Genomic DNA, 25961 nt, shown 5'->3' on the forward strand with positions numbered 1-25961 from the left:
CTATGGCCTTGGTGAGTTCCAAAAGGCCTGCTGGTGGCAGGCCCTCGCAACGCCCCGCTGTGTGCCTCATTCGTGAGCGTCCCGGCGGGGCGTTGCGCGTTGTGGGGCGGCAGGGGGCGCGCTCGCGCCAGACACGGCAGGCAGGGCGTGGCTGGCCAGCAGGATCGCCTGTACCCGGCTGGCGACCCCCAGCTTGTGCAGGATGGCGGAGACATGCGACTTGACGGTGGTCTCCGCCACGCCCAGCTGCCAGGCGATCATCTTGTTGGATTCGCCCAGCACCATGCGCTCCAGCACGCCGCGCTGCTTGGTGGTGAGGGTCTGCCAGCGCTGCGCGAATTCCGCCTCGCTGAGGCTCGGCGCAAGTTGAGGGGCTGGCGGTGGCACTGGTGCTGAGGCCGATACTGAGGCTGAGGAGGAAGCCGCCTGGCTCGCCAGCGCCGGGCGCGGGGCGGCGCGCATCAGCCGGGCGGGTACATAGACCTCACCGGCCAGCATGCGCGCAAGCGCCTCGCGCAATACCTCCGCCGAGCTCGACTTGGAGAGATAGCCCACCGCGCCGAGTGCCAGCGCCTCCAGCACCGTCTCGCGCGCCTCGTGGGCGGAGAGGATCGCCACCGGTAGCCAGTCTGCCTCCTGGCGCAAACGCGTCAGGCCTTCCAGGCCGTGGCTGTCGGGCAGGTCGAGATCCAGCAGCAGCAGGTCGAGGCTATCGACGTGCACGTCGATGAGGCTGAGCGTCTCGGCGAGACTGGCGGCCTGCAGCAGCTCGTAGGGCGGCGTGGGGTCATCGGCGACGTTCAGACTCAGGGTACGACTGATGGCATCACGGAACAGCGGATGGTCATCCGCGATCAACAGACGGTACATGGAGGCTCCTGGCCGGTGGCGGGCGATATCCTGAGCATAACGTCATGGCGTGGTGTCGTGCCTTGCGGCCTTCGCGGTATGGCGGCGTTCGTTTCTCCTTCCTTTTCTCCTCCCAAGGGATGAGACGGTCTCCGCCCATGGGGGCATGTCGCGATTGGCGTTGGTGGTCAAGACTGTGAGAGTCGCCTGATCAAGAGGCTCTTGATAGAGCGGGCAGCGAGTCAGCGCCAACGGCGCCACTGCAGTAGAGCCAACCCAGGCGTTTCGCTGACACGACAACGACTTTTCAGCAACGACAACGACTTTTCAGCAACGACAACGACTTTTCAGTAACGACAACGACTGTGCAGCAACGACAACAACAGGCCGTCGATCACGAGCGCCACTCGTGAATCCGGCCAACAGGAGTTCGCCATGATCTACGCCTCCCCGGGCAGCGCCGATGCGCTGGTCACGTTCAAGGATATCTACGGCAACTATATCGGCGGTCGCTTCGTCGAGCCGGTGAAGGGTGAGTACTTCGACAATGTCAGCCCGGTGACGGGCGAGGCCTTCTGCCGTATCCCGCGTTCGAGTGCAGAGGATATCGACCTCGCGCTGGACGCCGCCCACAAGGCAGCCGCTGCCTGGGGCAAGACCTCGGTGCAGGAGCGCTCCAACATCCTGCTCAAGATCGCGGATCGCATCGAGCAGAATCTCGAGATGCTGGCCGTCGCCGAGACCTGGGACAACGGCAAGGCGGTGCGCGAGACGCTGAACGCCGATATCCCGCTGGCGGCGGACCACTTCCGTTACTTCGCCGGTTGCCTGCGTTCCCAGGAAGGCACCGCGGCGGACATCGATGCCAATACCGTTTCCTACCACTTCCATGAGCCGCTGGGCGTGGTCGGGCAGATTATCCCGTGGAACTTCCCGATCCTGATGGCGGCCTGGAAGCTCGGCCCGGCGCTGGCGGCCGGCAACTGCGTGGTGCTCAAGCCGGCGGAACAGACCCCGGCCTCGATTCTGGTGCTCGCGGAGCTGGTCGGCGACCTGCTGCCGGCGGGCGTGCTCAACATCGTCAACGGCTACGGGGCCGAGGCCGGCCAGGCGCTGGCCACCAGCAAGCGCATCGCCAAGATCGCCTTCACCGGCTCCACTCCCGTGGGCTCGCACATTCTCAAGTGCGCCGCCGACAGCATCATCCCCTCCACGGTGGAGCTGGGCGGCAAGTCGCCCAACATCTACTTCGCCGACATCATGAATGCCGAACCCGAGTTCATCGACAAGGCCGCCGAAGGCCTGGTGCTGGCGTTCTTCAATCAGGGCGAGGTGTGCACCTGCCCGTCACGCGCCCTGATCCAGGAAAGCATCTACGACGACTTCATGGCCCGGGTGATGGAGCGCGTGAAGACCATCAAGCGCGGCAACCCGCTGGACACCGACGTGCAGGTCGGCGCCCAGGCCTCCCGCGAGCAGTTCGACAAGATCATGTCCTACATGGATGTCGCCCGCGAGGAAGGCGCCGAGGTGCTCACCGGCGGCAGCAGCGAGCAGCTGGAGAACGAGCTGGCCAACGGCTATTACATCCAGCCGACCCTGCTCAAGGGCAACAACTCGATGCGTGTCTTCCAGGAGGAGATCTTCGGGCCGGTGGTGGCCGTCACCACCTTCCGTGACGAGGCCGAGGCGCTGGCCATCGCCAATGACACCGAATTCGGTCTCGGCGCCGGCGTCTGGAGCCGCGACATGAACGTCGCCTTCCGCATGGGGCGTGGGATCCAGGCCGGTCGCGTGTGGACCAACTGCTACCACCAGTATCCCGCCCATGCCGCCTTCGGTGGCTACAAGAAATCCGGTGTCGGTCGCGAGACCCACAAGATGGCACTGGAGCACTACCAGCAGACCAAGAACCTGCTGGTCAGCTACGACATCAATCCGCTCGGCTTCTTCTAGGCCTGTCAGGCAGCGCCACCGCGACTGGTGGCGCTGCACGCCTCCCGCGATTCTTGCTTGAGAATATGACATCGATCCCGCGCCAGATCCGATTGCTTGATCTGGCGCAGGGCAGGGAGCGCTGCGTCTGGTTTCAATGGAGAGGCAAGCTTTGCACTGGCTCGGGCGCAGGCTCGGGCGCTGGAGAAACGCAGGCCTGGGTGCTGGAGAAACGCAGGCCTGGGTGCTGGAAAAAACGCAGGCATGGGCGCTGGCGCATGCAGGCGCAAGCCCACACTCTCCAGCGCAACGCTCCGCCGCAACTCTGCTGGTTCGTCTTTCTTGAATGTTCGTCAGTCTTCAATGGATGAGGAGTACGTCATGGATAACAGCATGAAAGCCGCCGTGGTACGTGAATTTGGTGCACCGCTGGTGATCGAGGAGGTAGCGGTGCCGCGTCCGGGGCGTGGCGAGATTCTGGTCGAGGTCGCCGCCTCCGGGGTCTGTCATACCGACCTGCACGCCGCGCATGGCGACTGGCCGGTGAAACCCAATCCGCCGTTCATTCCCGGCCATGAAGGCGTCGGCACCATCGCCGCGGTGGGCGAGGGCGTCACCCACGTCAAGGAAGGCGATCGTGTCGGGGTGCCCTGGCTCTACTCGGCCTGCGGCCACTGCGAGCATTGTCTGGGTGGTTGGGAGACGCTGTGCGAGAGCCAGCAGAATACCGGCTACTCGGTGAATGGCGGCTTTGCCCAGTTCACGCTGGCGGACGCCGGCTACGTCGGGCGCCTGCCGGACAGCGTGGGCTTCGTGGAGATCGCGCCGGTGCTGTGCGCCGGGGTCACGGTCTACAAGGGACTCAAGATGACCGACACCCGCCCCGGCCAGTGGGTGGTGATCTCGGGCATCGGTGGGCTGGGACACATGGCGGTGCAGTATGCACGCGCCATGGGCCTGAACGTGGCGGCGGTGGATGTGGATGATGCCAAGCTGGAACTGGCCCGTCGTCTGGGCGCGACCGTAACCGTCAATGCCATGAAGGAAGACCCGGCGAGCGTCATCAAGCGCGAGATCGGTGGCGCGCATGGCGCGCTGGTGACGGCGGTGTCGCCCAAGGCCTTCGATCAGGCCCAGAACATGCTGCGCCGTGGCGGCACCCTGGTGCTCAACGGCCTGCCGCCGGGCGATTTCCCGCTGCCGATCTTCTCCACCGTGCTCAATGGCATCACGGTGCGTGGCTCCATCGTCGGCACGCGCCAGGACTTGCAGGAGGCGCTGGACTTCGCCGCGGAAGGCAAGGTCGCCGCCACCGTGCAGACCGGCAAGCTCGAGGACATCAACGACATCTTCGGACGCATGATCGACGGCAAGATCGAAGGGCGCATCGTGCTCGACATGAAGGCCTGAGGTGTTCGCTGACCTGAATCCTCACCACCGATGACAGGCCTGCTGGAAACGGCAGGCTGCCAGACACGACAACGCCAGCCCGAGGGCTGGCGTTGTCGTGTCTGGCATGGTCGTGCGCGTTGACTCTCACGCGGGCACTGCAAAGAGCTCTCCATGACGAGCTCGGGCTTTAGCTTACACCGTGCCGAATTTCTCGTTCTCGCCCATGTCCGGGGTGTGGTCCTTGTCGAGGTTGGCGCGCGCCACCTCGTAGAGCTGATAGGCCTTGCTCTCCTTGGCCTTCCAGTGCTCGCCGGATTGCACCGAGATCTCCAGCAGGGTGACGTCGGGGTCATCCTTGCCTTCCGGGAACCAGGCGGCCACGAACGGGTTCCAGAACTTGTCGATCAGGCCCTGATCACGGTGCAGATTGGCATGACCGCTCAGCGACACGTAGACGCCATCATCCTGATCGGAAAAGCTCAGGCAGACCTCGCTGTCCTTCTTGGCCTCAAACACCTTCTCGGCGCTGGCGCGGGTGAAGAACCACAGGGTGCCGTCGTAGTCATCCTGCACCAGATGCATCGGGCGGGCGTGGGGCATGCTGTCGCCTTGCGTCACCAACATGCCGACCTTCACATCCTTGATCAGCTTCCAGATCTTCTGCTTGTGCTCCGGGCTCGACATCGTGTGTCACTCCTTTGCGTCATGCGAATGAAAATCCGGCTGGCTAGCCGTTGCACAAGACCTTGGAGCGACAGCCCACAACTTCAAGGGATGATGGTGAAGCTTTCGCTTGATGAGCCATTCCTTGATAAACCTGGGTTTGATGAGTAAGAACTTGATGTATCAGTGCTTGATTCAGGCGCCGAGGCGACTCACTGCGCTGCCGGTGCCTGCCAGGCGTCGCTGCCCCACAGCGGCACGCTGCTCAGTGCATGCTTGAAGCTGCCGCTGGTTTCCTTGGTGCTGTAGGCGATATAGAGCAGGCTCTGGGAGTCGCGATCCAGAATGCGACGAATCTTGAGGCTCTTGAGCAGCACGCTCTTGGACTTGCGATAGACCTCCTCGCCACTCTTGGAGGTGTCGATGTCGGCGATCATCTCCGCCGTGATCGGACCGGTCTGGCGGCAGGCGATGCTCATGTCGGAGGGATCGGAGAAGTCGAGGTCCGCCTCGATGTTGCTCAGATGGCAGGTCACGCCCGGCACCTTGGGGTCGATCAGGCTCTCGATCTTGATGTCCTTGGTGGTGAACAGGCCCAGTGAGACATCCCCGACCTCATTGTCATCACAGCCGGCCAGCAGCAGGCCTGAGGCGATCACACCCAGCAGGGCAGCACGAGGGGAAAGGCGGCGCAGTCGCGTCATGGGGGCATCCTTGAGTCAGTGGTGTCAGGCGATGATAGCGTGTCAGACCCGCGGTGGGCGTCAACCATCGCCCTGGCATCAATGCTTGCTGCGGCCTCAATGCTTGCCGCGGCCTCACTCGCTGGCGAAGGCAGCGAGATTCAGCCTATGCGAGTTGCCCAGCCACATCACGCCCTGGGTGTGATCGAAGAGGTCATCGCCGGTGCCGGCGTGCACGAAGATGTCCAGCGAGCCGCGGTTGAGTGCCAGCCACGGGATGATGCGCCCGAATTCCTCAGGCAGGAAGGACAGCTGACAGCTCCACAGCGGGTGCGGGCCGACCGGCTGCTGGTGGAAGCGGCCGACGCGCAGCGTGAAGCGTTGCTCGGCCTGAGCCGCCAGTTCGCGAGCGGCGGCCAGGCTCTGCTCATCGGTGTAGTAGAGATGGACGTGGTAGTAGCTGATGTGGTGTGTCATGGCGTTGTCTCGATCGTTCTCAATGGGTCTTCCGGCGCTCGGCCCCAAGGGCCGTGGCGGGAGTTTTCAATGGCTGGCGGCAGTGGCCGTCAGGGCGTGATGGGCCTTGTGGCCCTCAGCCCCAGGCCTTGTAGATCAACTGCACACCCACCAGCGCCATCGCGATGATGATCAGGCGGAAGAACAGCTTCTCGTTGACGCGGGATTGCAGCCACAGGCCGCTTCTGACCCCCGCCCAGGCCACCGGCACCAGCAGCAGCGAGGTGGAGAGGCTGGTGAGGTTGATCTCACCCAGCGCCACATAGGGGCCCAGTTTCATCAGGTTCATGCCAGCGAAGATGATCACCGTGGTGGCGATGAAGGTCTCCTTGGGGTGCTGGCGCGGAATCATGTACAGGTTGTAGGGCGGGGCGCCGGCGTGGGCGAAGAAGCTGGTGAAGCCGGCGGTGGCCCCGGCAGGAATGGCCAGCCAGCGGGGCAGCGGTTTCCTGGCTGTCGGTTTGAACAGCATATAGGCGGCGAACAGCAGCGAGATGACGCCCAGCAGGCCGCGAATCATGTTCTCGTCCAGCTCATCGAACAGCACCACGCCCACCGCGATGCCGATGGCGGCGCTGGGCAGGATGATGCGCACCTCCGACCACAGCTGCTTGCCCCACCAGGCGCGGGAGCTCAGGAAGTCCATCACCAGCAACAGCGGCAGCAGGATACCGGCGGCTTCCAGCGGCCCGATGGCCAGCGCCATCAGCGGCACCGAGAGCGAGCCGAAGCCACCGGCGAAGCCGCCCTTGGAGATGCCGGTCAGGTAGGTCGAGAAGATGATCGCGCTCCAGGCCAGCGCAGAGTAATCGGGCAGTGTCAGCAGGGCATCGAGAGAATCGGTCACGGGCATCTCATGTCGAGAGGGCGGGCAAGGTGAGTCGTGAAGGCCCATTGTTGAACAATTCTGCCCGCGCTTCATCCCGACACGCTGCAATGAAGTCTTTCCCTTGGCGCACCAATGCGCTAAAAGGCGCATGTCGCACAGTGTTTTCTTTCGAGACACTGGGCGAGTAGCCTGATCTGGCGGGCATGTCGCAGTGCCTGCCGCTCGTTGGTCGAACAATCTCTGAGGTGGCGATGTCACGCGCTCCATTTGAAATAAGCGGTACCCGCATCGCGCCGGGAACGCGGGCCCAGGTCGATGTGCCTGTCGCCAAGCTCTACACCCATGCGCCGCTGCACATCCCCGTCGAGGTGGTGCATGGCCGTCAGCCCGGCCCGGTGCTGCTGGTGTGCGGTGCCATCCACGGTGACGAGATCAACGGCGTCGAGATCGTGCGGCGGCTGCTCAAGAGTTCCAGCCTTTCGCGGCTGCGCGGCACCCTGATCGCGGTGCCCATCGTCAACGTGTTCGGTTTCGTGCAGCACACGCGCTACCTGCCGGACCGCCGTGACCTCAACCGCTGCTTCCCGGGCAGCGAGAGCGGCTCGCTGGGCTCGCGGGTGGCGGCGCTGTTCCGTGAGCAGATCGCCGATCAGGCCACCCACATCATCGACCTGCACACCGGCGCGATTCATCGCACCAACCTGCCGCAGATCCGCGCCACCATGACGGGCAGTGATGCCACGCGTCAGATGGCGGATGCCTTCGGCGCGCCGGTGCTGCTGAATGCCGAGCTGCGCGAGGGCAGTCTGCGCGCCTATGCCAGCGAGCGCGGCGTACCGGTCATCACCTATGAGGCCGGCGAGGCGCTGCGCTTCGATGAGTGGGCGATTCGCCCGGGGGTCAGCGGCGTGAAGCGCGTGATGCGCTCCATCGGCATGCTGGCCAAGGACCGCGACCGCAAGCCCAGCTCGCGTGCGGTGGAGATGTCCAACGGCTCCAGCTGGGCGCGGGCCTCCATCGATGGCATCGTCCAGAGCCGCGTGGGCCTGGGGGACCGCGTCGAGAAGCATCAGGTGCTGGGCATCGTCGCCGACCCCTTCGGCAACAGCGAAAGCGAGGTGCTGTCACCCGCGGATGGCATCATCATCGGCATGGCCAACCTGCCGCTGGCCAACGAGGGCGAGGCGCTCTATCACGTGGCGCGCTTCCATGCGATCGACGATGCCGAGAGCGCCGTCGACAACTTCCAGCAGCTGTTCGTGCCGGACTCCATCTAGGCGCTTCACGCCCCTTTACGGCCCTGTTGCTGGCAGTGATAACGCAAACGCCCCGCTCAATGAGCGGGGCGTTTGCGTTGCAGCAGTCTGTCGTCTGGTCGAAAGCGATAGTCACAGATACAGAGCACTCAGCCGTGGCTGGTCTGGGTCTCGAGCGGGCCGTCATGACGCGCTTCCGCGCCGTGCATCCAGTCCACCAGCTTGCCGGCGAACACCAGCAGCAGCAGGCCGCCGAGCACGCCGGTGATGGCGATGCCACCGAACACGCTCATGGCACCGGCTTCGCCGACCAGCGAGCCGATCATGCCGGCCAGATAGTTGGCCAGCGCCACGAAGGCGAACCAGGCACCCATCATCAGCGCGCCCATGCGCACCGGTGACAGCTTGGTGACCATCGACAGCCCCACCGGCGACAGGCACAGCTCGCCGAGAGTGTGGAAGAAGAAGGCGCCGACCAGCCAGATCATCGAGGCGCTGCCCGCCGCTTTCTGCTCCAGCACCGCGCCGATCATGCACACGAAGCCGATGCCGAGGGCGATCAGGCCGAAGGCGAACTTGACCGGCGAGCTGGGCTCGCGGTTGTCCATGCGCGTCCACAGACCCGCCAGCAGCGGCGAGAGCAGGATGATGAACAGCGGATTGAGCGACTGGAACCAGGCCGCCGGCACTTCAAAGCCCATCAACATGCGGTCGGTGTAGTCCTGCGCATACAGCGCCATCAGGCCGCCGCCCTGCTCGAAACCGGCCCAGAACAGGATGGTGAACAGGCCCAGCACCATGATGACCTTGATGCGGTCACGCTCTTCGCGGCTCAGCGGTGTCTTGCGGTTGCTGCTCTTGCTCAGGCGTGCCTCACGGCGGGCGCTGGGTTCGACCCCCAGGTCACCCAGATGGCGCGGCGCGAAGATGAGCTGGATGGCGACCGCCAGCAGCATGCCGATACCAGCCACCAGGAAGCCGGCGTTCCAGCCATAGCCTTCGGCCATGGAGCCCGCGACGATCCCCGACAGCAGCGCACCGATGTTGATGCCCATGTAGAAGATGGTGAAGGCACCATCACGGCGGTGATCGCCCTGTTGATAGAGGTCGCCGACCATCGTGGAGATGTTGGGCTTGAACAGGCCGTTGCCGACGATCAGCAGGCCGAGACCGACATACAGCAGCATCTCGGGGTCGAGGCCGCTCATGGCCGGCGGCACGGCGAGCACGAATTGCCCGGCCGCCATGATCAGGCCCCCGATCAGGATCGCACGGCGGGCACCTAGCCAGTTGTCGGCCAGCGCTCCGCCGAACATCGGCGTGATGTACACCAGGCCCGTGAAGATGCCGTACAGCTGCAGGGCGTCGCCCTGATTCCAGCCCAGGCCGCCACTGGTGACGGCATCGGTGAGATAGAGCACCAGCAGGGCACGCATGGCGTAGTAGGAGAAGCGTTCCCACAGTTCCGTGGAGAACAGCAGATAGAGTCCGGCCGGATGCCCGAACAGCTCACGGCTGTTGGCTCCGGTAGGGGAGTGTGTGGACATGGAACCTCGAAGGAAGTGTCAGCAGAAGCAGCGCAGCCCGGATGACGGGACTGCATGGACCGGCCCACAGGTCTGCAGAAGAGGACTGTGGAGGAATCGCCGATGACGGAGCAGTTGTGTGGCTGACATCACGCGAGCATGGCGTGACGATGTCGAGACCTGTTGTTGTCCGTATGGTCAGCCATTTTGCGTGAGATATCTTTGTCAGACAATCAAACGAAAGTCATGCATGTTGTTGGTATTTAAGGGGTTATTAGCTTAGATGGTGACGCAGGGTTGCGTCAGATGTCACGCCTGCCAGTGCAGTGTCGTCACTTTGCTGACTGCCGAGACGACGACACCCGGCGCGAGGGCCGGGTGTCGGGGGACTGTCTCTTGAAAGCGCTGCTCTCAAAAGAGAGGGCATAAGAGAGAGGGAAGAAGAGGCAGCAGAAGCGGCGCGAACAGGCCAGCTCGATCAGGCCTGTTCGACCTGTGCTTCGGGCCGGTGCTCCGGCACGCGCGCCATGGCGTCATCGATGACCTCGATGCCCGCACCCGGCTTGTGGGCGTTCTCGGAGACATGACGGCGGAACTGGCGACCGCCCGGCTGACCCTGGAACAGCCCCAGCAGATGGCGGCTGATGTGGTTGAGGCGCACGCCCTCGGCGAGACGCTTCTCGATGTAGGGGCGGAAGGCACGCAGCGCATCGTGGCGGCTGGTGTGCGGATTCTCGGCCTCGCCGTACAGCTCGCTGTCCACCGTCGCCAGCAACCAGGGGTTGTGGTACGCCTCACGGCCGACCATCACGCTGTCGACGTGCTCCAGCTGCTCGTGCAGCTCGTCCATCAGCTTCAGGCCGCCGTTGATGCCGATATGCAATGACGGGTGCGCCTGCTTGAGGCGGTGCACGCGGCCGTAGTTCAGCGGCGGCACATCGCGGTTCTCCTTCGGCGACAGGCCCTGCAGCCACGCCTTGCGCGCATGCACGCTGAAGGTGTCGCAGCCGGCATCGGCCACGGTGGTGATGAAGCGCTCGAGATCGGCGTCCTCATCCTGATCATCGATCCCGATGCGGCACTTCACCGTCACCGGAATCTTCACCTGCGCCTGCATCGCCGCCACGCACTTGGCCACCAGCTCCGGATGGCCCATCAGACAGGCACCGATCATGTTGTTCTGCACACGGTCACTCGGGCAGCCGACATTCAGGTTCACCTCGTCATAGCCCCAGCTCTCGGCGATCGCCGCACACTCAGCCAGCGCCTGCGGATCACTGCCACCCAGCTGCAACGCCAGCGGATGCTCCGTTTCGTCGTGACCGAGGAAGCGCTCGCGGTCCGGATTGAACAGCAATGCCCCGGTGGTCACCATCTCCGTGTACAGCAGCGTACGACGGCTCAACACGCGCGCGAAGGCGCGGTAGTCACGGGTCGTCCATTCCATCATCGGCGCAACGGAAAAGGTGCGGTCAATCGGTGTCATCGGCATGGCAGTCATATCGGCTGGTGTGGGAGCAGGGATCGGAGCATCAGGTGCAGGCGCTGTCGAGACAAGCGGGCGGTGATTCTAGCAGCTCGTGAGGCGAAGCGCCGAGTCAGAGAGAGCCGCGAGCCAATGTGCCGCTCATGGCTCAATGCGTGTTGTTGACCTTCAGCGCTTCGATGTCCTGGGCGATGTCTTCGGCGAGCTGGCGGACGGCTTCGCTTTCGCCTTCACGCTGGGCATAGGCGCGCAGGCCCATGACTTCGGCTTGCAGGCGGCGGCCGAGGCGTTCCGGCTGGTGCGCGGGGCGCTCGGGGTCGATGAGTTCACCGGCGTCGCGGGCGTCTGCGAAGGCCTGGCGGAAGCGGGCTTCCATGTTGGCGAGCAGCATCTCGACCTTGTCGCGGGCGGCCTGTTCACGCTCGCCGAGTTCCAGCAGGCTCTTGGCCAGCATGCAGGCGCGGGACGGCACCTCGCAGTCGCGCAGTCCGCCGAGCTTGCGGATATAGGTGGCGAGGGCGGTCAATGGCGAGTCGTGGCTGGTCATCAGGCTTTCCATCTCGCGCAGGCTGCGCGCGGAGTAGCAGTCCAGCGCTTCCTGGAAGAGGCCATCCTTGCTGCCGAAGGTGGCGTAGATGCTGCCGGGACGCATGTCGAGCGCGTGCTCGATATCCTTCAGCGAAGTGGCATGAAAGCCCTTCTGCCAGAAGAGATTGAGCGCCCGTTCGAGGGAATCCTGGCGGTTGTGCAAGGTCGCGCGTGGCATGGCTGTCCTGACGATGGGGCTCGCGAGTGACGCCTGTCTTCACGCAGTATGGCGAAGCGGGCGGTCTGCAAGGAGCAAGGTATTGAGTGAGTACTCAAGTTTAACTTGAATGATCGCTCAAATCCAGCTAGTGTGTTCCCCGACAACGCAGTGCAGCGGATGGTCAGGCGTTATTTTGAGCGTTTGCTCATGTCTTGCCCTGCATCCCCAGGGGCGCTGCTCAAGGCTTCATGCCACTGACTGGCAGCCCGCCCCTGAGGCTCCGCGCATCTCGCTCATCATTCCGAAGGAGTCCTCATGACAGATTTCACGCTGTACACCGCCGACAATGCCCCGCAGGACAGCAAGCCGCTGCTCGGCAAGTCCGTCGAAGCCTTCGGCATGGTGCCGGGCCTGCACGCCGTGATGGCCGAAGCCCCGGGCCTGCTGGAAGGCTACCAGGTGCTGCACCAGCTGTTCCTCGACAGCAGCTTCGATGATGAAGAGACCACCGTCGTCTGGCAGACCATCAACGTCGAGCACAACTGCCACTACTGTGTGCCGGCGCATACTGGTATCGCCAAGTCGATGAAGGTGGATGACGCCATCATCGAGGCGCTGCGCAACGAGACGCCGCTGCCGACCGAGCGCTTGGAAGCCCTGCGCACCTTCACGCTGGCCGTGGTGCGTGAGCGTGGCTTCGTCGATGACGCCACCGTGCAGACCTTCCTCGATGCCGGTTACACCAAGCGCAATGTGCTGGAAGTGATTCTGGGCCTGTCCCAGAAGGTGATGAGCAACTACACCAATCACCTGGCCGAGACGCCGATCGACGAGCCGTTCAAGAAGTTCGAGTGGCACAAGCAGGGCTGAAACTGAGGCGAGAGGGCACGGCAAGTGCCTGACTCTCCAATGCTAATGAAAATATTTCTCATTAGTGTTGACGTCTGAGCCCGCGGGTCATATTCTGGGGTCATCGCTTCCCCGCCATGGGTAGCGGTGTCCCGGCCAGCGGAGTCAGGCCCCTGTCCGGGAGGCTTCTCATCAGACAGTTTTACGGTCCTTGCCAGCGGCTCATCCTACGGGGTGGGCCGCTTTTTTATGCGCAAAAAAAGACGCCTCCTTCGCTTGCACGAGGGAGGCGTCCGGAAGCGCTTCTCGATTCACTCGCTTTCCGTCTGCCAATGACAGGGAGGAAGGCTTGTGAGCCGAGCGGTGCTTCGTGCTCACCAGATTTGGATGTCAGGTCCCTGGCAAGCGTCTCATCAGGCCAGTCACGACCTTGATATTCTGGCGCCATGATACGTCAGCCGGTGAGGGGAGGCCAGCGGCGCGTGAGATAAACGCTGACTCAATGTTAATGAAAATATTTCTCATTAGTATTGACGGCGTCTGCCGGAGAGCATAATCTGGATTCATCGCTTCCCGCCATGGAATGCGGTAGCCAGAACAGCGGAGTCAGGCCCCTGTTCGGGTTTCTCCTCATCAAGCTAGTCACGGTCTTAGGGCGACTCTCACGGGTCGCCTTTTTTTCGTGTCTGGCCGTCAGGCGCTGCTCTTACGCGCTATCTCCCTCACTCGCTCGCTCTCTCGCACGATCACTCGCTCAATCACTCCTGCGGGCGATCTCTCGCTCACGGCCTCGTGCTCACGCCTGATCCACCCCATCGCTCGGCCTCCGCTGGCGCGCCATCTCGTTTAGAATGACGACATCCTATTCGCACGCCGCCAAGGCGCCCGGGTTTCGCTGCCTTTTCAGCCGGTTGGCCATTGCGGCCAGACACTGTCATCAGTCAGTGCACAGGCGCGACCCGCGGGGCTTTTCGAGGAAGTCATCATGATCACACTCTATCGACTGCACGATGATGGCCGCCTGCGCGGCGAACATATCGTGTTGCCCGACCCGCAGCCCGGCCAGCCCGATGCGCCGCCGCGCCTGGCGGACAGCGCTGAAGAAGCGGCTGCCCTGCATGCCGGGTTGCTGGCCGATGACGAGCTGGCGCCGCCGATTCTGGTGCGTAGCGATGTGCTGTGGATCGATCTCTGTGAGCCGGATGAGCAGGAAAAACGCTGGGTGAGCGAACAGTTCACGGTGGAGCTGCCTGATGTCGAGGAGCTGGAAGAAATCGAGTCGTCGTCGCGCTTCTACCTGGAAGGCGATGGCATCCACGTCGTCTCGCTGTTTCCGCATCGCAAGGGGCGCGAGCCACAGACGGCCAACGTTGCCTTCCATCTGCATGGGCGCCAGCTGATCAGCATGCGCCACGAGGATATCGGCCTGCTGAGGCTGTTCCGCAATCACCTGCGTCGTCAGCGACTGAGTCCGGAGGATGGCTGGGAGGTGCTGCTGGCGCTGCTGGCGATGAAGGTCGATTACCTGGCCGATGAGATCGAGGATATCTACCGGGCGCTGGAGGCGCTGGGCAAGCAGGCGGTGCACCCCGAGGCGCTGGAAGACACCCTGCACGGCATCCTGTTGCAGGAGCGCTACAACGACAAGGTGCGCCAGTCGCTGCTGGACAGTCAGCGCCTGCTGCGTCAGCTGACGCGCCACCTGCCTTCGGCGCCACGCCAGAAGTCGCGACGCCAGGAGATTCGCGACATGCTGCGCGACATCGACTCGCTCAATCCGCACACCACCTTCATCTTCGACAAGGTCAACTTCCTGCTCGATGCCTCGATCGGTTTCACCAACCTCGATCAGAGCCGCATCATCAAGATCTTCTCGGTGGCGGCGGTAGTCTTCATGCCGCCGACATTGATCGCCAGCATCTACGGCATGAACTTCCACTGGATGCCGGAGCTGGACGAGGACTGGGGCTATCCCTTCGCGCTGTGCCTGATGGGGGTATCGGCGCTCTCGACCTATCTGTTCTTCAAGTGGAAGAAGTGGCTGTAAGTCGCTGAAGACAGGCATAAAAAAAGCGCCTGGCGTCGTGAGACGGCCAGGCGCACAAGAAACTTGCATTACAACACTGAAGATCGCCACCGAGGCCCGGGATGGGCCGACAGCGAAACCGCGCGTGGGGGCGTCGCCATGCAGACCAGTCACCGGGAATCGGTGGGATGAGCAGTGCAACTACCTGAGCGCGAACCTGGACGGTCGGGCTGCGCCACGCAGGCCCGGCCGTCGTCGGTCTAGTCCGGAAGCAGGCGGCCGATGCCGCGGCGCGCCTGCTCCCGCATGTTCGTGGCGCACAGTATAGGGTGCCGCGCTTTGGAGAATAAGCGCGTACAATCGAAAACTAGGGTTTCCAATATGGAAACCTGGAAGATTGATGGGATGTCTGGCCGTGTTCAGAGGGCCATGGTGGTTGCACAGCGAGGGTGAGGGAGACACATGGCGACACTTGATGCATTGCGCGTATTCGTCGAGGTCGTGCGCGCGGCCAGTTTCACGGCGGCGGCACGGCGACTGGGAATTTCCAAGTCGCTGGCGTCCAAGCGGGTGGCGGCACTGGAAGAGCAGCTGGGCGTCAGCCTGATCAATCGCTCGACCCGCAAGCTGCATCTCACCGAGGCGGGGCGCATCTACTACGAGCACGGCCTGCGCATCCGCGAGGAGCTGGAGTCCGCCGAGGCCCGCGTGCAGTCCGTCACCTCGCAGCCGATGGGCCAGCTCAAGGTGTCGGCGCAGGTGTCGTTCGGCTTCATGTATCTGGCCGCGCCGACTACCGCCTTCATGCGTCGCTACCCGGATGTCAGCGTCGAGATTCTGCTCGAGGATCAGCGCTTCGAGCCCATCGATGAATCGGTGGATCTGGCGATTCGCATGGGGCCGCTGCCGGATTCCTCGATGGTCTCGCGCCCGCTGTGCAAGGTGGTCTATGGCCTGTATGCGGCGCCGGACTATCTGGCGCGCGTCAATGCGCCGCCGGTGCAGCCCCAGGACATCCGCGCCTTCGATACCATCTTCTACGGCAATTACGACCTGGGGGCCCATTGGCGCTTCACGCTCAATGGCCAGCCCTTCGATGTGGAGCCGGAGTCGCGGTTGGTGATCAACAATCTGCTCGGAGTGGTGGAGGCGGCCAAGGCCGGCTTCGGTCTCGCCTATCTGCCGACCTTCTCGGCCCGCGCGGCAGTGGAAAGTGGTGAGCTGGTGCCGCTGCTGCAGCCCTACTGGAACGAGCATGGCTCGATGGTGGTGCTGTTCCGTTCACGCAAGTACCTGCCCGACAAGACCCGCGCCTACCTCGATTTCATCACCGAGTGGTTCCAGGAGCATCTGCAGCTCTGAGGTCGCCTCTACCGAGAGGGTTACCACTCGATGGCCTGGCCGGCCCAGTCGTAGAAGCCGCCGCTGGCGGTGGGCGGGAGTTCGCAGGCGACGCGCAGCAGGCGGCGCGCCACGAAGCCCGTCGTGAACAGTTTGCCCTCGGGCACGCGGGCCTGGAAGGGCGTCGACAGGCCGGTGTCGGTGGTGCCGGGATGCAACGCGACCAGCAGCGCCTCGGGGTTGCGCCGCGCGATCTCGATGGCGGCGGTCTTGAGCAGCATGTTATGGCTGGCCTTGCTGGCGCGATAGGCATACCAGCCGCCGCTGCGGTTGTCGGAGATCGAGCCGACCCGCGCCGACAGCGAGGCGAAGATCACCGGCGTGCGTCGGCGCAGGCGTGGCGCCAGCATTGCCAGCAGCAGGGCCGGGGCGAAGGCGTTGACCTGATGCAGGCGCGTCAGGGCCGCCAGACTCAAATCCTCCAGGCGCTTCTCCGGCCATAGCTGCTCGCGCTCGTCATGCAACATGCCCAGCGCATTGAGTATCAGCGCCGGTGGCTGCCCCGTCTCGCTCCCCCCATCCAGTTGCTGTGCCAGCCACTCCTCGAGGCGCGCGGTGCCTTGCTCGGTGGTCAGGTCGGCTTCCAGCGTCTCGAGCTCGGGATGTGCCGCCAGGCATGAGACATCGCGACTCACCGCCAGCACTTTTCCACAGTGGGGATGGGCGAGTAGCTCAGCGATCAGCGCCCGCCCGATCCCGCCGCTGGCACCGGTGACCAGTGCGCAGAAGCCCTGTGGCAGGCGCGCGAAGGTGTCCGCCGCCAATGGCTGATCTTCCAGTGTGCTATCTGCCATGCATGTCTCCCTCTGTAGTGGCCGAATGTGACTGTCGTCAGGCAGTGCGCTCCATCAGCCTGGCGAGACGGGAATCGCGGCTCAGCGTGGTCGGGGTGGCGTCTTCCTGCAGGCGGCCCGCTTCCAGCAGCGCCAGGCGCGCAAAGCGCTCCAGCCCCAGCGGCTGGTGGGTGATCATGATCAGGCTGCGGCCCTCGCAGGCGGCGAGAATCGCGCTCATCACCTGCTCGGCGCTGGTGCGGTCCAGCCCTTCGCAGGGCTCATCGAGCAGCACGATCGGCGCCGGTGACAGCAGCGCACGTGCCACACCGAAACGGCGCAGCTGGCCACCGGACAATGAACGTCCCCCTTCATCCGGGAAGCCGGCCAGTCCCTGTGGCTGGCGGGTCAGCCAGTCGCCGAGGCCAAGGCTTTCCAGCATGCGGGTCAGTGCCTCATCGCTGGCCTCGGGAGCGGCCAGGCGCAGGTTGTCGGCGTAGCTGGCACAGAACAGATGCGTGTCCTGCGGGCAGACCGCGAAGCTTGCGCGCAGCGTGGCCTCGTCGAGCGCGTCCAGCGCCACGCCGCCCAGCGTGATGCGTCCGGCGCTGGGAATATGGAAGCGACTGAGCACGTCCAGCAGGGTGCTCTTGCCGCTGCCGGACGGGCCGAGCAGTGCCAGATGCTCGCCGGCAGCCAGTGTCAGGGACAGCTCTTCAAGCACCGGCGTGTCGCCGTGGGTGACGCTCAGCTGCTCGATCTCCAAGGCGTGACCCACCGGCGTGGCAGCCTCGGAGTCACTGGGGAACTGGGCCGCCGGCGTATTGGCCTGCACGCTGTTGAGACGCGCGGCCGCCGCCAGGCAGCGGCCGAGCCCCTGCCAGGCCAGCGGCAGTGGCGCCAGTGCCTCGAAGGCGCCGAGCACCGCCAGCAGGAACAGTGCCAGCAGGCGACCATCGAACAGCTCACCGACATGGGTGCTCACCTCACCGGCAGCCGTCTGAGGCGCCATCTGCATGACACCGAGCAGGGCGACCCCGGCCAGCGTCAGCCCCAGCAGACTGTGGCTCAGCCAGCTGGCCAGTGCCTGACGGCGTGCCTGGGCGCGCTCGATGCTATCCCGCTCGGCCTGTTGATCGGCGAGGCGTTCAAGCTCCTCATTCCAGCGACCATAGATCACCAGCTCGCCCAGTCCCTGCAGGCGCTCCAGCAGGCGCGCGCGCAGGCGGCTCGCCGAGGACTGATGCCGCATGGCGTCACGGCTGCCACGCCACCACGCCAGCCACGGCACCAGTCCGCCGGTCAGCACCAGTCCGATCACTGCGACCAGCGCCAGTGTCGGCGCGAAGATGCCGATCAGCGTGCCGGCGGCGAGGATGGCGCAGACCGCCACCAGCGAGGGAATCAATACGCGCACGTAGAGGCTGTCGAGGGCGTCGACATCCGCGCCCAGGCGGGTCATCAACTCTCCCTGGCCGGCATGCTGCAGGGCAGCGGGGGAGAGCGGCTCGATGGCCTCGAACAGGCGACGGCGCAGGCTCGCCAGCAGACGCAGCGTGCCTTCGTGGGTGGTGACGCGCTCGCCATAGCGTCCGGCGGTGCGTGCCAGCGCCAGCCCGCGCACGCCTGCCGCCGGCGTGAAGAAGTTGAAGGCCTGGGTGGCGGCGACGCTCAAGCCGGCCACGGCAGTCGCGGAGAGGAACCAGCCCGACAGCGCCAGCAGGCCGGTGGCGGCCAGCAGGGTGATCAGCGCCAGCAGTGCACCGATGCCCAGCCAGCCGCGATGCTCGCGCATCAGGGCCAGATAGGGCGTCAACTCGCGCAGACGTGGGCGCTGTTCGGCGTGCGGCTCGGCCAGTGCTGGCTCGCTGGCCGTGACAGCTGCGGGCGTGTCAGGCGCGGGCTTGCGGATGGCGCGGCTCATGCGTCACCTCGCGGCGTCCGGTGGGGGAGCGGGCGGTCCTGCACCAGCTGGCCATCGTCCAGGTGAATCAGGCGCTGGCACAGCGTCAGCAGCTCGGGTCGGTGGGTCAGCAGCAGCAGGGTGCGGCCCTCGCCGAGACGCTTGAGCGCGGCGATCACGCGCGCTTCGCTATCGGCGTCCAGGCTGGCGGTGGGTTCATCCAGCAGCACCAGCGGCGCGTCATGCAAAAAGGCGCGGGCCAGTGACAGGCGGCGTGCCTGGCCGCCGGACAGCGCCTGACCGCCCTCGCCAAGGCGCGTCTCGAGCCCACGCGGCAGGTGCTGGTACCAGTCAAGCAGGTCGGCATTGCCCAGCGCCGCTTCGAGCTGTGCGTCGCTGGCCTGAGGGCTGGCCAGACGCAGGTTATCGGCCAGCGTGCCGGACAGGACCACCGTCTCCTGACCGACCCAGGTCGCCATGCCCGGCGGCAGGCCGTGGCTCAGCGGATGGCCGTTGAGATACAGCAGGCCGTCGCTGGCCTCGACGAAGCCGAGCAGCAGATTGAGCAGCGTCGACTTGCCGGAGCCGGAGGCGCCGGTCAGCGCGACACGTTCGCCCTGGGTGATCCGCAGGGTCAGCGGGCCGAGTGCCGGCGGAGTCAGCGTGCTGGTCTGGCCGCTCCAATGACCGGGGTAGCGCACACAGACCTCTTCCAGCATCAGCGAGTGCAACTTGCGGGTCTGAGGGCGCGCCGCGGGCAGGTCGCTGATGGCATTGTGCGCCTGTGCGCCAGCCTCGGCCTCTTGCGTGAAGGGGGCACTGCCGACGATGGGGGCGAGGTCACTGGCGGCAGCCTCGGCCTCGGCCTTGGCGTGATAGTGCACGCCCAGCTCGCGCAGCGGCTGATAGAACTCGGGCGCCAGCACCAGAATGAAGAGTGCGGTCTGCAGGGTCAGCGGTGAGTCGCCCCAGGTGCCGAATTGCAGATGGCCGAGGAAATGGAAGCCGAGGTAGACCGCCAGCAGCGCGATGGACACCGCGGTGAAGAATTCCAGCACCGTGGAGGACAGGAAGGCCAGACGCAACACGCGCATGGTGCGCTTGCGAAAGGCATGGCTGACCGCCTCGACCTGGGGGCCGCGTCTGGCGCTGCCGAACAGCTTCAGGGTCTTGAGGCCGGTGAGCAGGTCCATGAAGTGGCGGCCCATGCGGTCCATCTCCCGGAACTGCTCCTGCGAGCGCTTGCGCGCCGCGATGCCGACCAGAATCATGAAGATCGGCACCAGCGGTGCGGTGGTGGCCAGAATCAGGCCGGCCGCCCAGTTGAGCGGAAACACCACGCACAGCAGCATCAGCGGAATCAGCCCCGCGAGGCGTGTCTGGGGGCGGAAGTCGGCGTAGTAGCCGTGCAGTGACTCGACCTGGTCCCAGACGCGGTTGGCGAGACTGGCACGATGCTGGCGACGCACCCACAGCGGGCCGAGTTCGGCGAAGCGCTGCAGCAGGCGCTCGCGCAGGCGACGGCGGATCTGTTGACTGGCGCGGGTGCCGGCATAGCCACGCAGGCCTGTGAGCGCGCCGCGCAGCGAGAGACTGGCGGCGAGCACCGCGATGGCCGGCCACAGTGTCGCCAGGCCTTCGCGGTCGATCGCCACGCCCTGGGCCAGACGGGCGATGGCCCAGGCCTGGGCGAGCAGCACCAGCGTCGAGAGCAGGGCGCACAGGATGGCGAGCTGGGGCCAGCGGCCACCGGCACGTGCCAGTGTCTCCAGCCAGCGGCGTGGCACGAATTCTGCCGATGCAGTGGCATCGGTGGGGGAGGGTGAAACATCGGGTGCAGCGGCAGTTCGGGGCATTCATGCTCCTGCCGGTGGTGGCAGAGATAGTTGCAGGGAGGCGCTGGCGTCACGTCTCAAGGCAGAGAATGACGCATCTGGCGCAAGCTTACCGCCGAGAGAGCGTTGGTACACGGCGACGCACTGTCGCACATCTTCACCATGCGTATAATATGCCCCAGCACTTGCTGCTGAGACAGCAGCGTGATTTCACGCCCCGGCAGTCAGTCATTGCCGAGACGCTTGTTGCCCTCTCTTCTCGAACTACTGGACTCCACATGACCGTTCGTACGCGCATCGCACCGTCGCCGACTGGTGATCCCCACGTCGGCACCGCCTACATCGCCCTGTTCAACCAGTGCTTCGCTCGTCAGCACGGTGGCGAGTTCATTCTGCGTATCGAGGATACCGATCAGACGCGTTCCACCGGCGAATCCGAGCAGATGATCCTCGACTCGCTGCGCTGGCTGGGCATCGAATGGGCCGAAGGCCCGGATGTCGGCGGTCCGCATGGCCCGTACCGTCAGAGTGAGCGTGGCGACATCTACGCCAGGCACTGCCAGCAGCTGATCGATGCCGGCCATGCCTTCAAGTGCTATCGCACCAGTGAAGAGCTGGACGAGCTGCGCGAGTCGCGCAAGGCCGAAGGTCTGCACATGGCGCTCAAGCCGTCCGATCTCGCGCTGCCGGCAGAGGAAGTGGCACGTCGTGAAGCGGCGGGCGCGCCCTTCGTCATCCGCATGAACGTGCCGGAAAGTGGTACCTGTGTGGTCAAGGACATGCTGCGCGGCGAGATCGAGGTCGAGTGGGCCCAGGTCGATGCGCAGATCCTGCTCAAGTCCGACGGCATGCCGACCTACCACCTGGCCAACGTGGTGGATGATCACCTGATGGAGATCACCCACGTGCTGCGTGGCGAGGAGTGGATCAACTCGGCGCCCAAGCATCAGCTGCTGTATGAATACTTCGGCTGGCAGATGCCGGAACTGTGCCACATGCCGCTGCTGCGCAACCCGGACAAGACCAAGCTGTCCAAGCGCAAGAACCCGACGTCGATCCTCTACTACCGTCGCATGGGTTACCTGCCGGCGGCGGTGATCAACTATCTCGGTCGTCTCGGCTGGTCCATGCCGGACGAGCGCGAGAAGTTCACCCTGAGCGAGATGCAGGAGCACTTCGATATCCAGCGTGTCTCGCTGGGTGGCCCGGTATTCGATGTCGAAAAGCTCAGCTGGCTGAACGGTCTCTACATCCGCGATCTGTCCGAGGACGAGCTGCTGAGCGAGCTGCGTCAGTGGGCCTTCAACGAGTCCTACGTCAAGCAGATCCTGCCGGAAGTGAAGCCGCGCATCGAGACGCTGTCCGAGGCGATTCCGCTGGCCGGCCACTTCTTCTCCGGTCTGCCGGCCATCACGCCGGACGACTTCGCCAAGGCGAAGCTGGAAGGCGAAGACCTGGTGCGTCAGATGCAGTTCCTGACCTGGAAGCTTGAAGCCGTGAGCCGCTGGGACAAGGAGCATCTGCTGGCGGAAGTGAAGCTGCTCTCCGAGCACTTCGGGCTCAAGATGAAGGACTTCCTGGCACCGGTGTTCGTGGCGGTGACCGGCTCGGCGACCTCCACCTCGGTGATGGACGCGATGGTCATTCTGGGCTCCGACATGACGCGCGCGCGTCTGCGTCACGCCGTGGCCGTGCTGGGCGGCGTCTCCAAGAAGGCCGCCAAGCGCTTCGAGAAGGAATATCGCGACCTGTAAGAATATCGCGACCTGCAAGAATATCGCCACCTGCAAGGGTGTCTGCGATGTGCAGATGATGGCCCCCGTGACGTATGTCGTCATGGGGGCCATGTCTTGCAGCAGGGCGCTGAACAGCGCTTTCAGTGGTGATCAGCAGCACGATGAGAATTGTGTGAAAAAGAAGTTGACGACCCCGAGGGTTATCAGTAAGATACGCCTCGTTCTTGAGAGACGGGGCCTTAGCTCAGCTGGGAGAGCGCAACACTGGCAGTGTTGAGGTCAGCGGTTCGATCCCGCTAGGCTCCACCAAGTTTCTCAAGCGACTGCGTCCCATTCGTCTAGTGGTCCAGGACACCGCCCTTTCACGGCGGTAACAGGGGTTCGAACCCCCTATGGGACGCCACTCTTCAGACATCTCGAGTCACCTTTCAGGTCTCGTGAAATCAACAAAAAAGCACACCTTGCGGGGTGTGTTTTTTTTGTCCCTGATTCTGGCTTATGCACAGCCTGTGTGTCGGCAGAAAAGCATGTTATCCCCAAGTCGCCCTTGACAGACCCCGTGTCTTGTCCACTGTTCGCGCGCTGTCACATCTCCCCCTGCATCTCTTCCCAAAGTGCGGCCCCTGCGGCTGGCGCTTACGTCGTGTTACGAAAAATTTCTTTTATATCAATGGTTTATGCGCTGGTTAAATTTTGTGCAATCTGTTGGTAAGCCCGCTGTCATGCTGGTTCGCCGCGCTTGTCTAGGGGTTATCAACGAGGTTATCCACAGATAGTGTGGAAAAACCTGCCGAGCGCCGCTGCTGTCTGGGATGTTGCGCTGCGGCACGAAAAAACGCCTCATTCCCGCGTCCATATGGCGTTGGAATGAGGCGTTTTCAGTGCGAGGCCGTGTGATGCGATTCAGCTCGCATGTATTCAGACCCGCTTCATCTGGAGAGGCGCTTGAGCAGCGAGGAGGTGTCCCAGCGATTGCCGCCCATGGCCTGCACGTCGGCATAGAACTGATCGACCAGCGCGGTCACCGGCAGGCTGGCATCGATGCGGCGTGCTTCCGCCAGACAGATGTCGAGGTCCTTGCGCATCCAGTCGACGGCAAAGCCGTGATCGTACTCGTCCTTGATCATGGTGGCGTGACGATTTTCCATCTGCCAGGAGCCGGCGGCGCCCTTGGAGATCACCTCGATCACCGCCTCGCGATCCAGCCCCGCCTGCTCGGCGAAGTGCAGGCCCTCGGAAAGTGCCTGCACCAGCCCGGCAATGCAGATCTGATTGACCATCTTGGTGGTCTGGCCGGCACCGGTCTCGCCGATGCGCTTCACCATGCGACCGTAGTGCGTCAGCACCGGCTCGGTACGCGCGTAATCCGCTTCGCTGCCGCCACACATGATGGTCAGCACGCCATTCACGGCGCCTTGCTGGCCGCCGGAGACCGGTGCGTCGACGAAGCCGATGTCGGCCTCGCCCGCGGCGGCGGCCAGCTCGCGTGCCAGGTCGGCACTGGCGGTGGTGTGGTCCACCAGCAGGCTGCCGCTCGCCATGCCGGCCAGCACGCCGTCGTCGCCGTAGGTGACGCTGCGCACGTCATCATCATTGCCCACGCACATCAGCACGATATCGGCGCCTTCGGCGGCTTCTCGCGGGGTGGCGTGATGGCTGCCGCCGTACTCCTCGCTCCACTGCTCGGCGCGTGCACGTGTGCGGTTGTAGACCCGCACCTCCAGGCCTGCGCGTTTCAGATGGCCGGCCATGGGGTAACCCATGACGCCGAGTCCGATGAAGGCGGCGGTACGTGGCGTTGTGTGTGTGTCTGACATGCTGGGGGCTCCTTGCCATCAATCAGGAATGAGGCTGCGCCGCTCGCGATGGGGCGCATGGCGTGCCGGCGCGCACAGGACGTGAAGAGGCCGGTACATCAGCACGCTAGCACGTCCGGGGCGGGGATGGGGCGGCTTTGTGGCTTGCTGTCAGGCAGGGGCTACGCGCATGAGAGGCAACAGGCCAAAAAAAACCGCCTCCGAAGAGGCGGTCTGTCCTGCAGGCGAATGACCCGATGTTGCCTGGTGCTGGGTTACTTGGCCGGATAGTCGCGCTGCGGGTGGCCGGTGTAGAGCTGACGCGGACGGCCGATACGGTGGCCGCCGGCGATCATCTCGTTCCAGTGGGAGATCCAGCCGATGGTGCGCGACATGGCGAAGATGACCGTGAACATGTTGGTCGGGATGCCGATCGCCTTGAGGATGATGCCGGAATAGAAGTCGACATTCGGGTACAGCTTGCGCTCGATGAAGTACTCGTCTTCCAGCGCGATCTGTTCCAGACGCTTGGCGATCTTGAGCTGCGGGTCGTCCGCCATGCCCAGCTGCTCCAGCACTTCGTCGCAGGTCTCTTTCATGACCTTGGCGCGCGGATCGAAGTTGCGATAGACGCGGTGACCGAAGCCCATCAGCTTGAACGGGTCTTCCTTGTCCTTGGCCTTGTCGATGAAGCGCTGGATGTTCTCCTCGGACTCTTCGCCGATCTCGTCGAGCATGGCCAGCACGGCTTCGTTGGCGCCGCCGTGTGCCGGGCCCCACAGTGCCGCGATACCGGCGCTGATGCAGGCGAACGGGTTGGCACCGGTGGAGCCGGCCAGACGCACGGTAGAGGTCGAGGCGTTCTGCTCGTGGTCGGCGTGCAGCATGAAGATGGTGTCCATCGCCTTGGCGAACACCGGGTTGATCTTGTACTCCTCGCACGGGTTACCGAACATCATGTACAGGAAGTTCTCGCCGTAGGAGAGGTCATTGCGCGGGTACATGAACGGCTGACCGATGTTGTACTTGTGGCACATGGCCGCCAGGGTCGGCATCTTGGCGATCAGGCGCACGGCGCTGACGTAGCGTTCCTTCTCGTTGGTGATGTTCAGGTTGTCGTGATAGAAGGCGGCCAGGCCACCGACCACGCCGCACAGGATCGCCATCGGGTGGGCGTCGCGACGGAAGCCCTTGAAGAAGTTGACGATCTGCTCATGCACCATGGTGTGGTTGCTGATCAGCTGGGCGAACTTGTCGTATTCCTCGTCGCTCGGCAGCTCTCCGAACAGCAGCAGGTAGCACAGCTCGATGTAGTTGGAGCTCTTGGCCAGCTGGTCGATGGGGTAGCCGCGATGCAGCAGCACGCCTTTCTGGCCATCGATGAAGGTGATGGATGATTCGCAGGCGGCAGTGGAGACGAAGCCCGGGTCGTAGGTGAACATGCCTTCGGCGGTCAGGCCGCGAACGTCGATGACGTCCTGGCCGAGCGTGCCGGAATAGACCGGGAACTCGATGCTCTTGTCGATACCGTCTACTGTCAATGTCGCTTTCTTGTCAGTCATGCCGACCTCCTCATTATTCGCGTAACTCTTTGACTTGCTTGCCATGCCGGGCTTGCATCAATCCCGCCCACTATAGAAGCCCGCGAAAGATTGTCAATTCGCCACACGGCGTAGAGACGCGCGCCATGCTGCTGTGCGTCAGTTCCCCGACGTTTACGTATCCCGTGGCGTCAGGTCGCGTCCTGTTCACTGCATTT

20 protein-coding genes and 2 tRNA genes are annotated in these 25961 nt (G+C 64.1%); 9 read left to right on the plus strand and 13 right to left on the minus strand.

Annotation, left to right across the window (positions count from 1 at the left end; translation table 11 throughout):
* Positions 1-66 precede the first annotated feature (66 nt).
* The gene (locus tag HA399_RS02430; RefSeq protein ID WP_404325941.1) at positions 67-870 is read right to left on the minus strand and encodes a response regulator; all 804 of its coding nucleotides are present in this window, start codon (positions 868-870) and stop codon (positions 67-69) included.
* Between the two features lie 414 nt (positions 871-1284).
* Between HA399_RS02430 and HA399_RS02435 the strand changes: the two genes are divergently transcribed.
* Both HA399_RS02435 and adhP read left to right on the plus strand, forming a co-directional pair.
* Positions 1285-2805: an aldehyde dehydrogenase family protein gene (locus HA399_RS02435; RefSeq protein ID WP_054555359.1), complete on the plus strand. Its 1521-nt coding sequence runs from the start codon at positions 1285-1287 to the stop codon at positions 2803-2805.
* 360 nt (positions 2806-3165) lie between these two features.
* Positions 3166-4194, plus strand: a complete 1029-nt coding sequence (gene adhP, locus HA399_RS02440; protein ID WP_172978611.1) for an alcohol dehydrogenase AdhP — start codon at positions 3166-3168, stop codon at positions 4192-4194.
* A 174-nt stretch (positions 4195-4368) separates the two neighbouring features.
* On the opposite strand, the gene HA399_RS02445 is transcribed toward adhP, so the two are convergent.
* From HA399_RS02445 to HA399_RS02460, 4 genes are all read right to left on the minus strand, one after another.
* Complete coding sequence (locus HA399_RS02445; protein ID WP_404325944.1) at positions 4369-4860, minus strand: pyridoxamine 5'-phosphate oxidase family protein; 492 nt, start codon at positions 4858-4860, stop codon at positions 4369-4371.
* A gap of 191 nt (positions 4861-5051) precedes the next feature.
* On the minus strand, positions 5052-5543 hold the full coding sequence (locus tag HA399_RS02450; protein ID WP_043333118.1) for a CreA family protein: 492 nt from the start codon (positions 5541-5543) through the stop codon (positions 5052-5054).
* Between the two features lie 114 nt (positions 5544-5657).
* Entirely contained in the window at positions 5658-5999 is a 342-nt protein-coding gene (locus tag HA399_RS02455) for a DOPA 4,5-dioxygenase family protein (RefSeq protein ID WP_404325946.1), read from the minus strand.
* Positions 6000-6114: 115 nt separating this feature from the next.
* On the minus strand, positions 6115-6885 hold the full coding sequence (locus tag HA399_RS02460; protein WP_234368262.1) for a sulfite exporter TauE/SafE family protein: 771 nt from the start codon (positions 6883-6885) through the stop codon (positions 6115-6117).
* A gap of 233 nt (positions 6886-7118) precedes the next feature.
* Here HA399_RS02460 and HA399_RS02465 point away from each other — a divergent pair, with 233 nt between their 5' ends.
* Positions 7119-8144: a succinylglutamate desuccinylase/aspartoacylase family protein gene (locus HA399_RS02465; protein WP_054555362.1), complete on the plus strand. Its 1026-nt coding sequence runs from the start codon at positions 7119-7121 to the stop codon at positions 8142-8144.
* Positions 8145-8272: 128 nt separating this feature from the next.
* Here HA399_RS02465 and HA399_RS02470 read toward each other — a convergent pair whose 3' ends face one another.
* The 3 genes from HA399_RS02470 to HA399_RS02480 form a co-directional block, all read right to left on the minus strand.
* On the minus strand, positions 8273-9670 hold the full coding sequence (locus HA399_RS02470) for a peptide MFS transporter (protein ID WP_216060073.1): 1398 nt from the start codon (positions 9668-9670) through the stop codon (positions 8273-8275).
* A 457-nt stretch (positions 9671-10127) separates the two neighbouring features.
* Positions 10128-11135 (minus strand): tRNA dihydrouridine(20/20a) synthase DusA, encoded by a 1008-nt coding sequence (gene dusA / locus HA399_RS02475; protein ID WP_052384479.1) that lies wholly within the window; start codon positions 11133-11135, stop codon positions 10128-10130.
* 148 nt (positions 11136-11283) lie between these two features.
* Positions 11284-11901, minus strand: coding sequence for a TetR/AcrR family transcriptional regulator (locus tag HA399_RS02480; protein WP_404325947.1), 618 nt, complete (start codon positions 11899-11901; stop codon positions 11284-11286).
* A gap of 297 nt (positions 11902-12198) precedes the next feature.
* On the opposite strand from HA399_RS02480, the gene HA399_RS02485 reads away from it, so the two are divergent.
* The 3 genes from HA399_RS02485 (at position 12199) to HA399_RS02495 (ending at position 16120) form a co-directional block, all read left to right on the plus strand.
* Positions 12199-12753, plus strand: a complete 555-nt coding sequence (locus HA399_RS02485; protein ID WP_043333113.1) for a carboxymuconolactone decarboxylase family protein — start codon at positions 12199-12201, stop codon at positions 12751-12753.
* 964 nt (positions 12754-13717) lie between these two features.
* The gene (corA, locus tag HA399_RS02490) at positions 13718-14779 is read left to right on the plus strand and encodes a magnesium/cobalt transporter CorA (protein ID WP_084589333.1); all 1062 of its coding nucleotides are present in this window, start codon (positions 13718-13720) and stop codon (positions 14777-14779) included.
* Between the two features lie 441 nt (positions 14780-15220).
* Complete coding sequence (locus HA399_RS02495; RefSeq protein ID WP_043333112.1) at positions 15221-16120, plus strand: LysR family transcriptional regulator; 900 nt, start codon at positions 15221-15223, stop codon at positions 16118-16120.
* 20 nt (positions 16121-16140) lie between these two features.
* Here HA399_RS02495 and HA399_RS02500 read toward each other — a convergent pair whose 3' ends face one another.
* From HA399_RS02500 to cydD, 3 genes are read right to left on the minus strand one after another with little or no spacing between them, the layout of a single operon-like run.
* Positions 16141-16953, minus strand: coding sequence for an SDR family NAD(P)-dependent oxidoreductase (locus HA399_RS02500; protein ID WP_404325948.1), 813 nt, complete (start codon positions 16951-16953; stop codon positions 16141-16143).
* Positions 16954-16990: 37 nt separating this feature from the next.
* A complete protein-coding gene (cydC, locus tag HA399_RS02505; RefSeq protein ID WP_404325949.1) occupies positions 16991-18856 on the minus strand; it encodes a thiol reductant ABC exporter subunit CydC in 1866 nt (621 codons plus the stop codon).
* On the minus strand, positions 18853-20691 hold the full coding sequence (cydD, locus tag HA399_RS02510) for a thiol reductant ABC exporter subunit CydD (RefSeq protein WP_404325951.1): 1839 nt from the start codon (positions 20689-20691) through the stop codon (positions 18853-18855). Before cydD ends, cydC begins: the two co-directional genes overlap by 4 nt.
* A 257-nt stretch (positions 20692-20948) precedes the next feature.
* Between cydD and gltX the strand changes: the two genes are divergently transcribed.
* The 3 genes from gltX (at position 20949) to HA399_RS02525 (ending at position 22809) form a co-directional block, all read left to right on the plus strand.
* Positions 20949-22424: a glutamate--tRNA ligase gene (gene gltX, locus HA399_RS02515; protein WP_043333111.1), complete on the plus strand. Its 1476-nt coding sequence runs from the start codon at positions 20949-20951 to the stop codon at positions 22422-22424.
* A 215-nt stretch (positions 22425-22639) separates the two neighbouring features.
* Positions 22640-22715: transfer RNA gene (locus tag HA399_RS02520), tRNA-Ala, on the plus strand.
* A gap of 18 nt (positions 22716-22733) precedes the next feature.
* Positions 22734-22809: transfer RNA gene (locus tag HA399_RS02525), tRNA-Glu, on the plus strand.
* A 526-nt stretch (positions 22810-23335) separates the two neighbouring features.
* Here the strand turns inward: HA399_RS02525 and HA399_RS02530 are convergent.
* Both HA399_RS02530 and gltA read right to left on the minus strand, forming a co-directional pair.
* Entirely contained in the window at positions 23336-24223 is an 888-nt protein-coding gene (locus HA399_RS02530; RefSeq protein WP_404325953.1) for an NAD(P)-dependent oxidoreductase, read from the minus strand.
* A gap of 254 nt (positions 24224-24477) precedes the next feature.
* A complete protein-coding gene (gene gltA / locus HA399_RS02535; protein ID WP_043333109.1) occupies positions 24478-25764 on the minus strand; it encodes a citrate synthase in 1287 nt (428 codons plus the stop codon).
* Positions 25765-25961: the final 197 nt, after the last annotated feature.

Source organism: Cobetia sp. UIB-001, assembly GCF_044789135.1.
GTDB classification, from domain to species: domain Bacteria; phylum Pseudomonadota; class Gammaproteobacteria; order Pseudomonadales; family Halomonadaceae; genus Cobetia; species Cobetia amphilecti.

Coding starts and splice junctions, on each gene's coding strand:
- corA (WP_084589333.1), top strand. CDS start 13,718: ATGATCACACTCTATCGACTGCACGATGATGGCCGCCTGCGCGGCGAA.
- HA399_RS02435 (WP_054555359.1), top strand. CDS start 1,285: ATGATCTACGCCTCCCCGGGCAGCGCCGATGCGCTGGTCACGTTCAAG.
- HA399_RS02445 (WP_404325944.1), bottom strand. CDS start 4,860: ATGTCGAGCCCGGAGCACAAGCAGAAGATCTGGAAGCTGATCAAGGAT.
- HA399_RS02495 (WP_043333112.1), top strand. CDS start 15,221: ATGGCGACACTTGATGCATTGCGCGTATTCGTCGAGGTCGTGCGCGCG.
- HA399_RS02485 (WP_043333113.1), top strand. CDS start 12,199: ATGACAGATTTCACGCTGTACACCGCCGACAATGCCCCGCAGGACAGC.
- cydD (WP_404325951.1), bottom strand. CDS start 20,691: ATGCCCCGAACTGCCGCTGCACCCGATGTTTCACCCTCCCCCACCGAT.
- HA399_RS02465 (WP_054555362.1), top strand. CDS start 7,119: ATGTCACGCGCTCCATTTGAAATAAGCGGTACCCGCATCGCGCCGGGA.
- HA399_RS02430 (WP_404325941.1), bottom strand. CDS start 870: ATGTACCGTCTGTTGATCGCGGATGACCATCCGCTGTTCCGTGATGCC.
- HA399_RS02450 (WP_043333118.1), bottom strand. CDS start 5,543: ATGACGCGACTGCGCCGCCTTTCCCCTCGTGCTGCCCTGCTGGGTGTG.
- gltX (WP_043333111.1), top strand. CDS start 20,949: ATGACCGTTCGTACGCGCATCGCACCGTCGCCGACTGGTGATCCCCAC.
- adhP (WP_172978611.1), top strand. CDS start 3,166: ATGGATAACAGCATGAAAGCCGCCGTGGTACGTGAATTTGGTGCACCG.
- HA399_RS02500 (WP_404325948.1), bottom strand. CDS start 16,953: ATGGCAGATAGCACACTGGAAGATCAGCCATTGGCGGCGGACACCTTC.
- gltA (WP_043333109.1), bottom strand. CDS start 25,764: ATGACTGACAAGAAAGCGACATTGACAGTAGACGGTATCGACAAGAGC.
- HA399_RS02455 (WP_404325946.1), bottom strand. CDS start 5,999: ATGACACACCACATCAGCTACTACCACGTCCATCTCTACTACACCGAT.
- HA399_RS02480 (WP_404325947.1), bottom strand. CDS start 11,901: ATGCCACGCGCGACCTTGCACAACCGCCAGGATTCCCTCGAACGGGCG.
- HA399_RS02470 (WP_216060073.1), bottom strand. CDS start 9,670: ATGTCCACACACTCCCCTACCGGAGCCAACAGCCGTGAGCTGTTCGGG.
- dusA (WP_052384479.1), bottom strand. CDS start 11,135: ATGACACCGATTGACCGCACCTTTTCCGTTGCGCCGATGATGGAATGG.
- cydC (WP_404325949.1), bottom strand. CDS start 18,856: ATGAGCCGCGCCATCCGCAAGCCCGCGCCTGACACGCCCGCAGCTGTC.
- HA399_RS02530 (WP_404325953.1), bottom strand. CDS start 24,223: ATGTCAGACACACACACAACGCCACGTACCGCCGCCTTCATCGGACTC.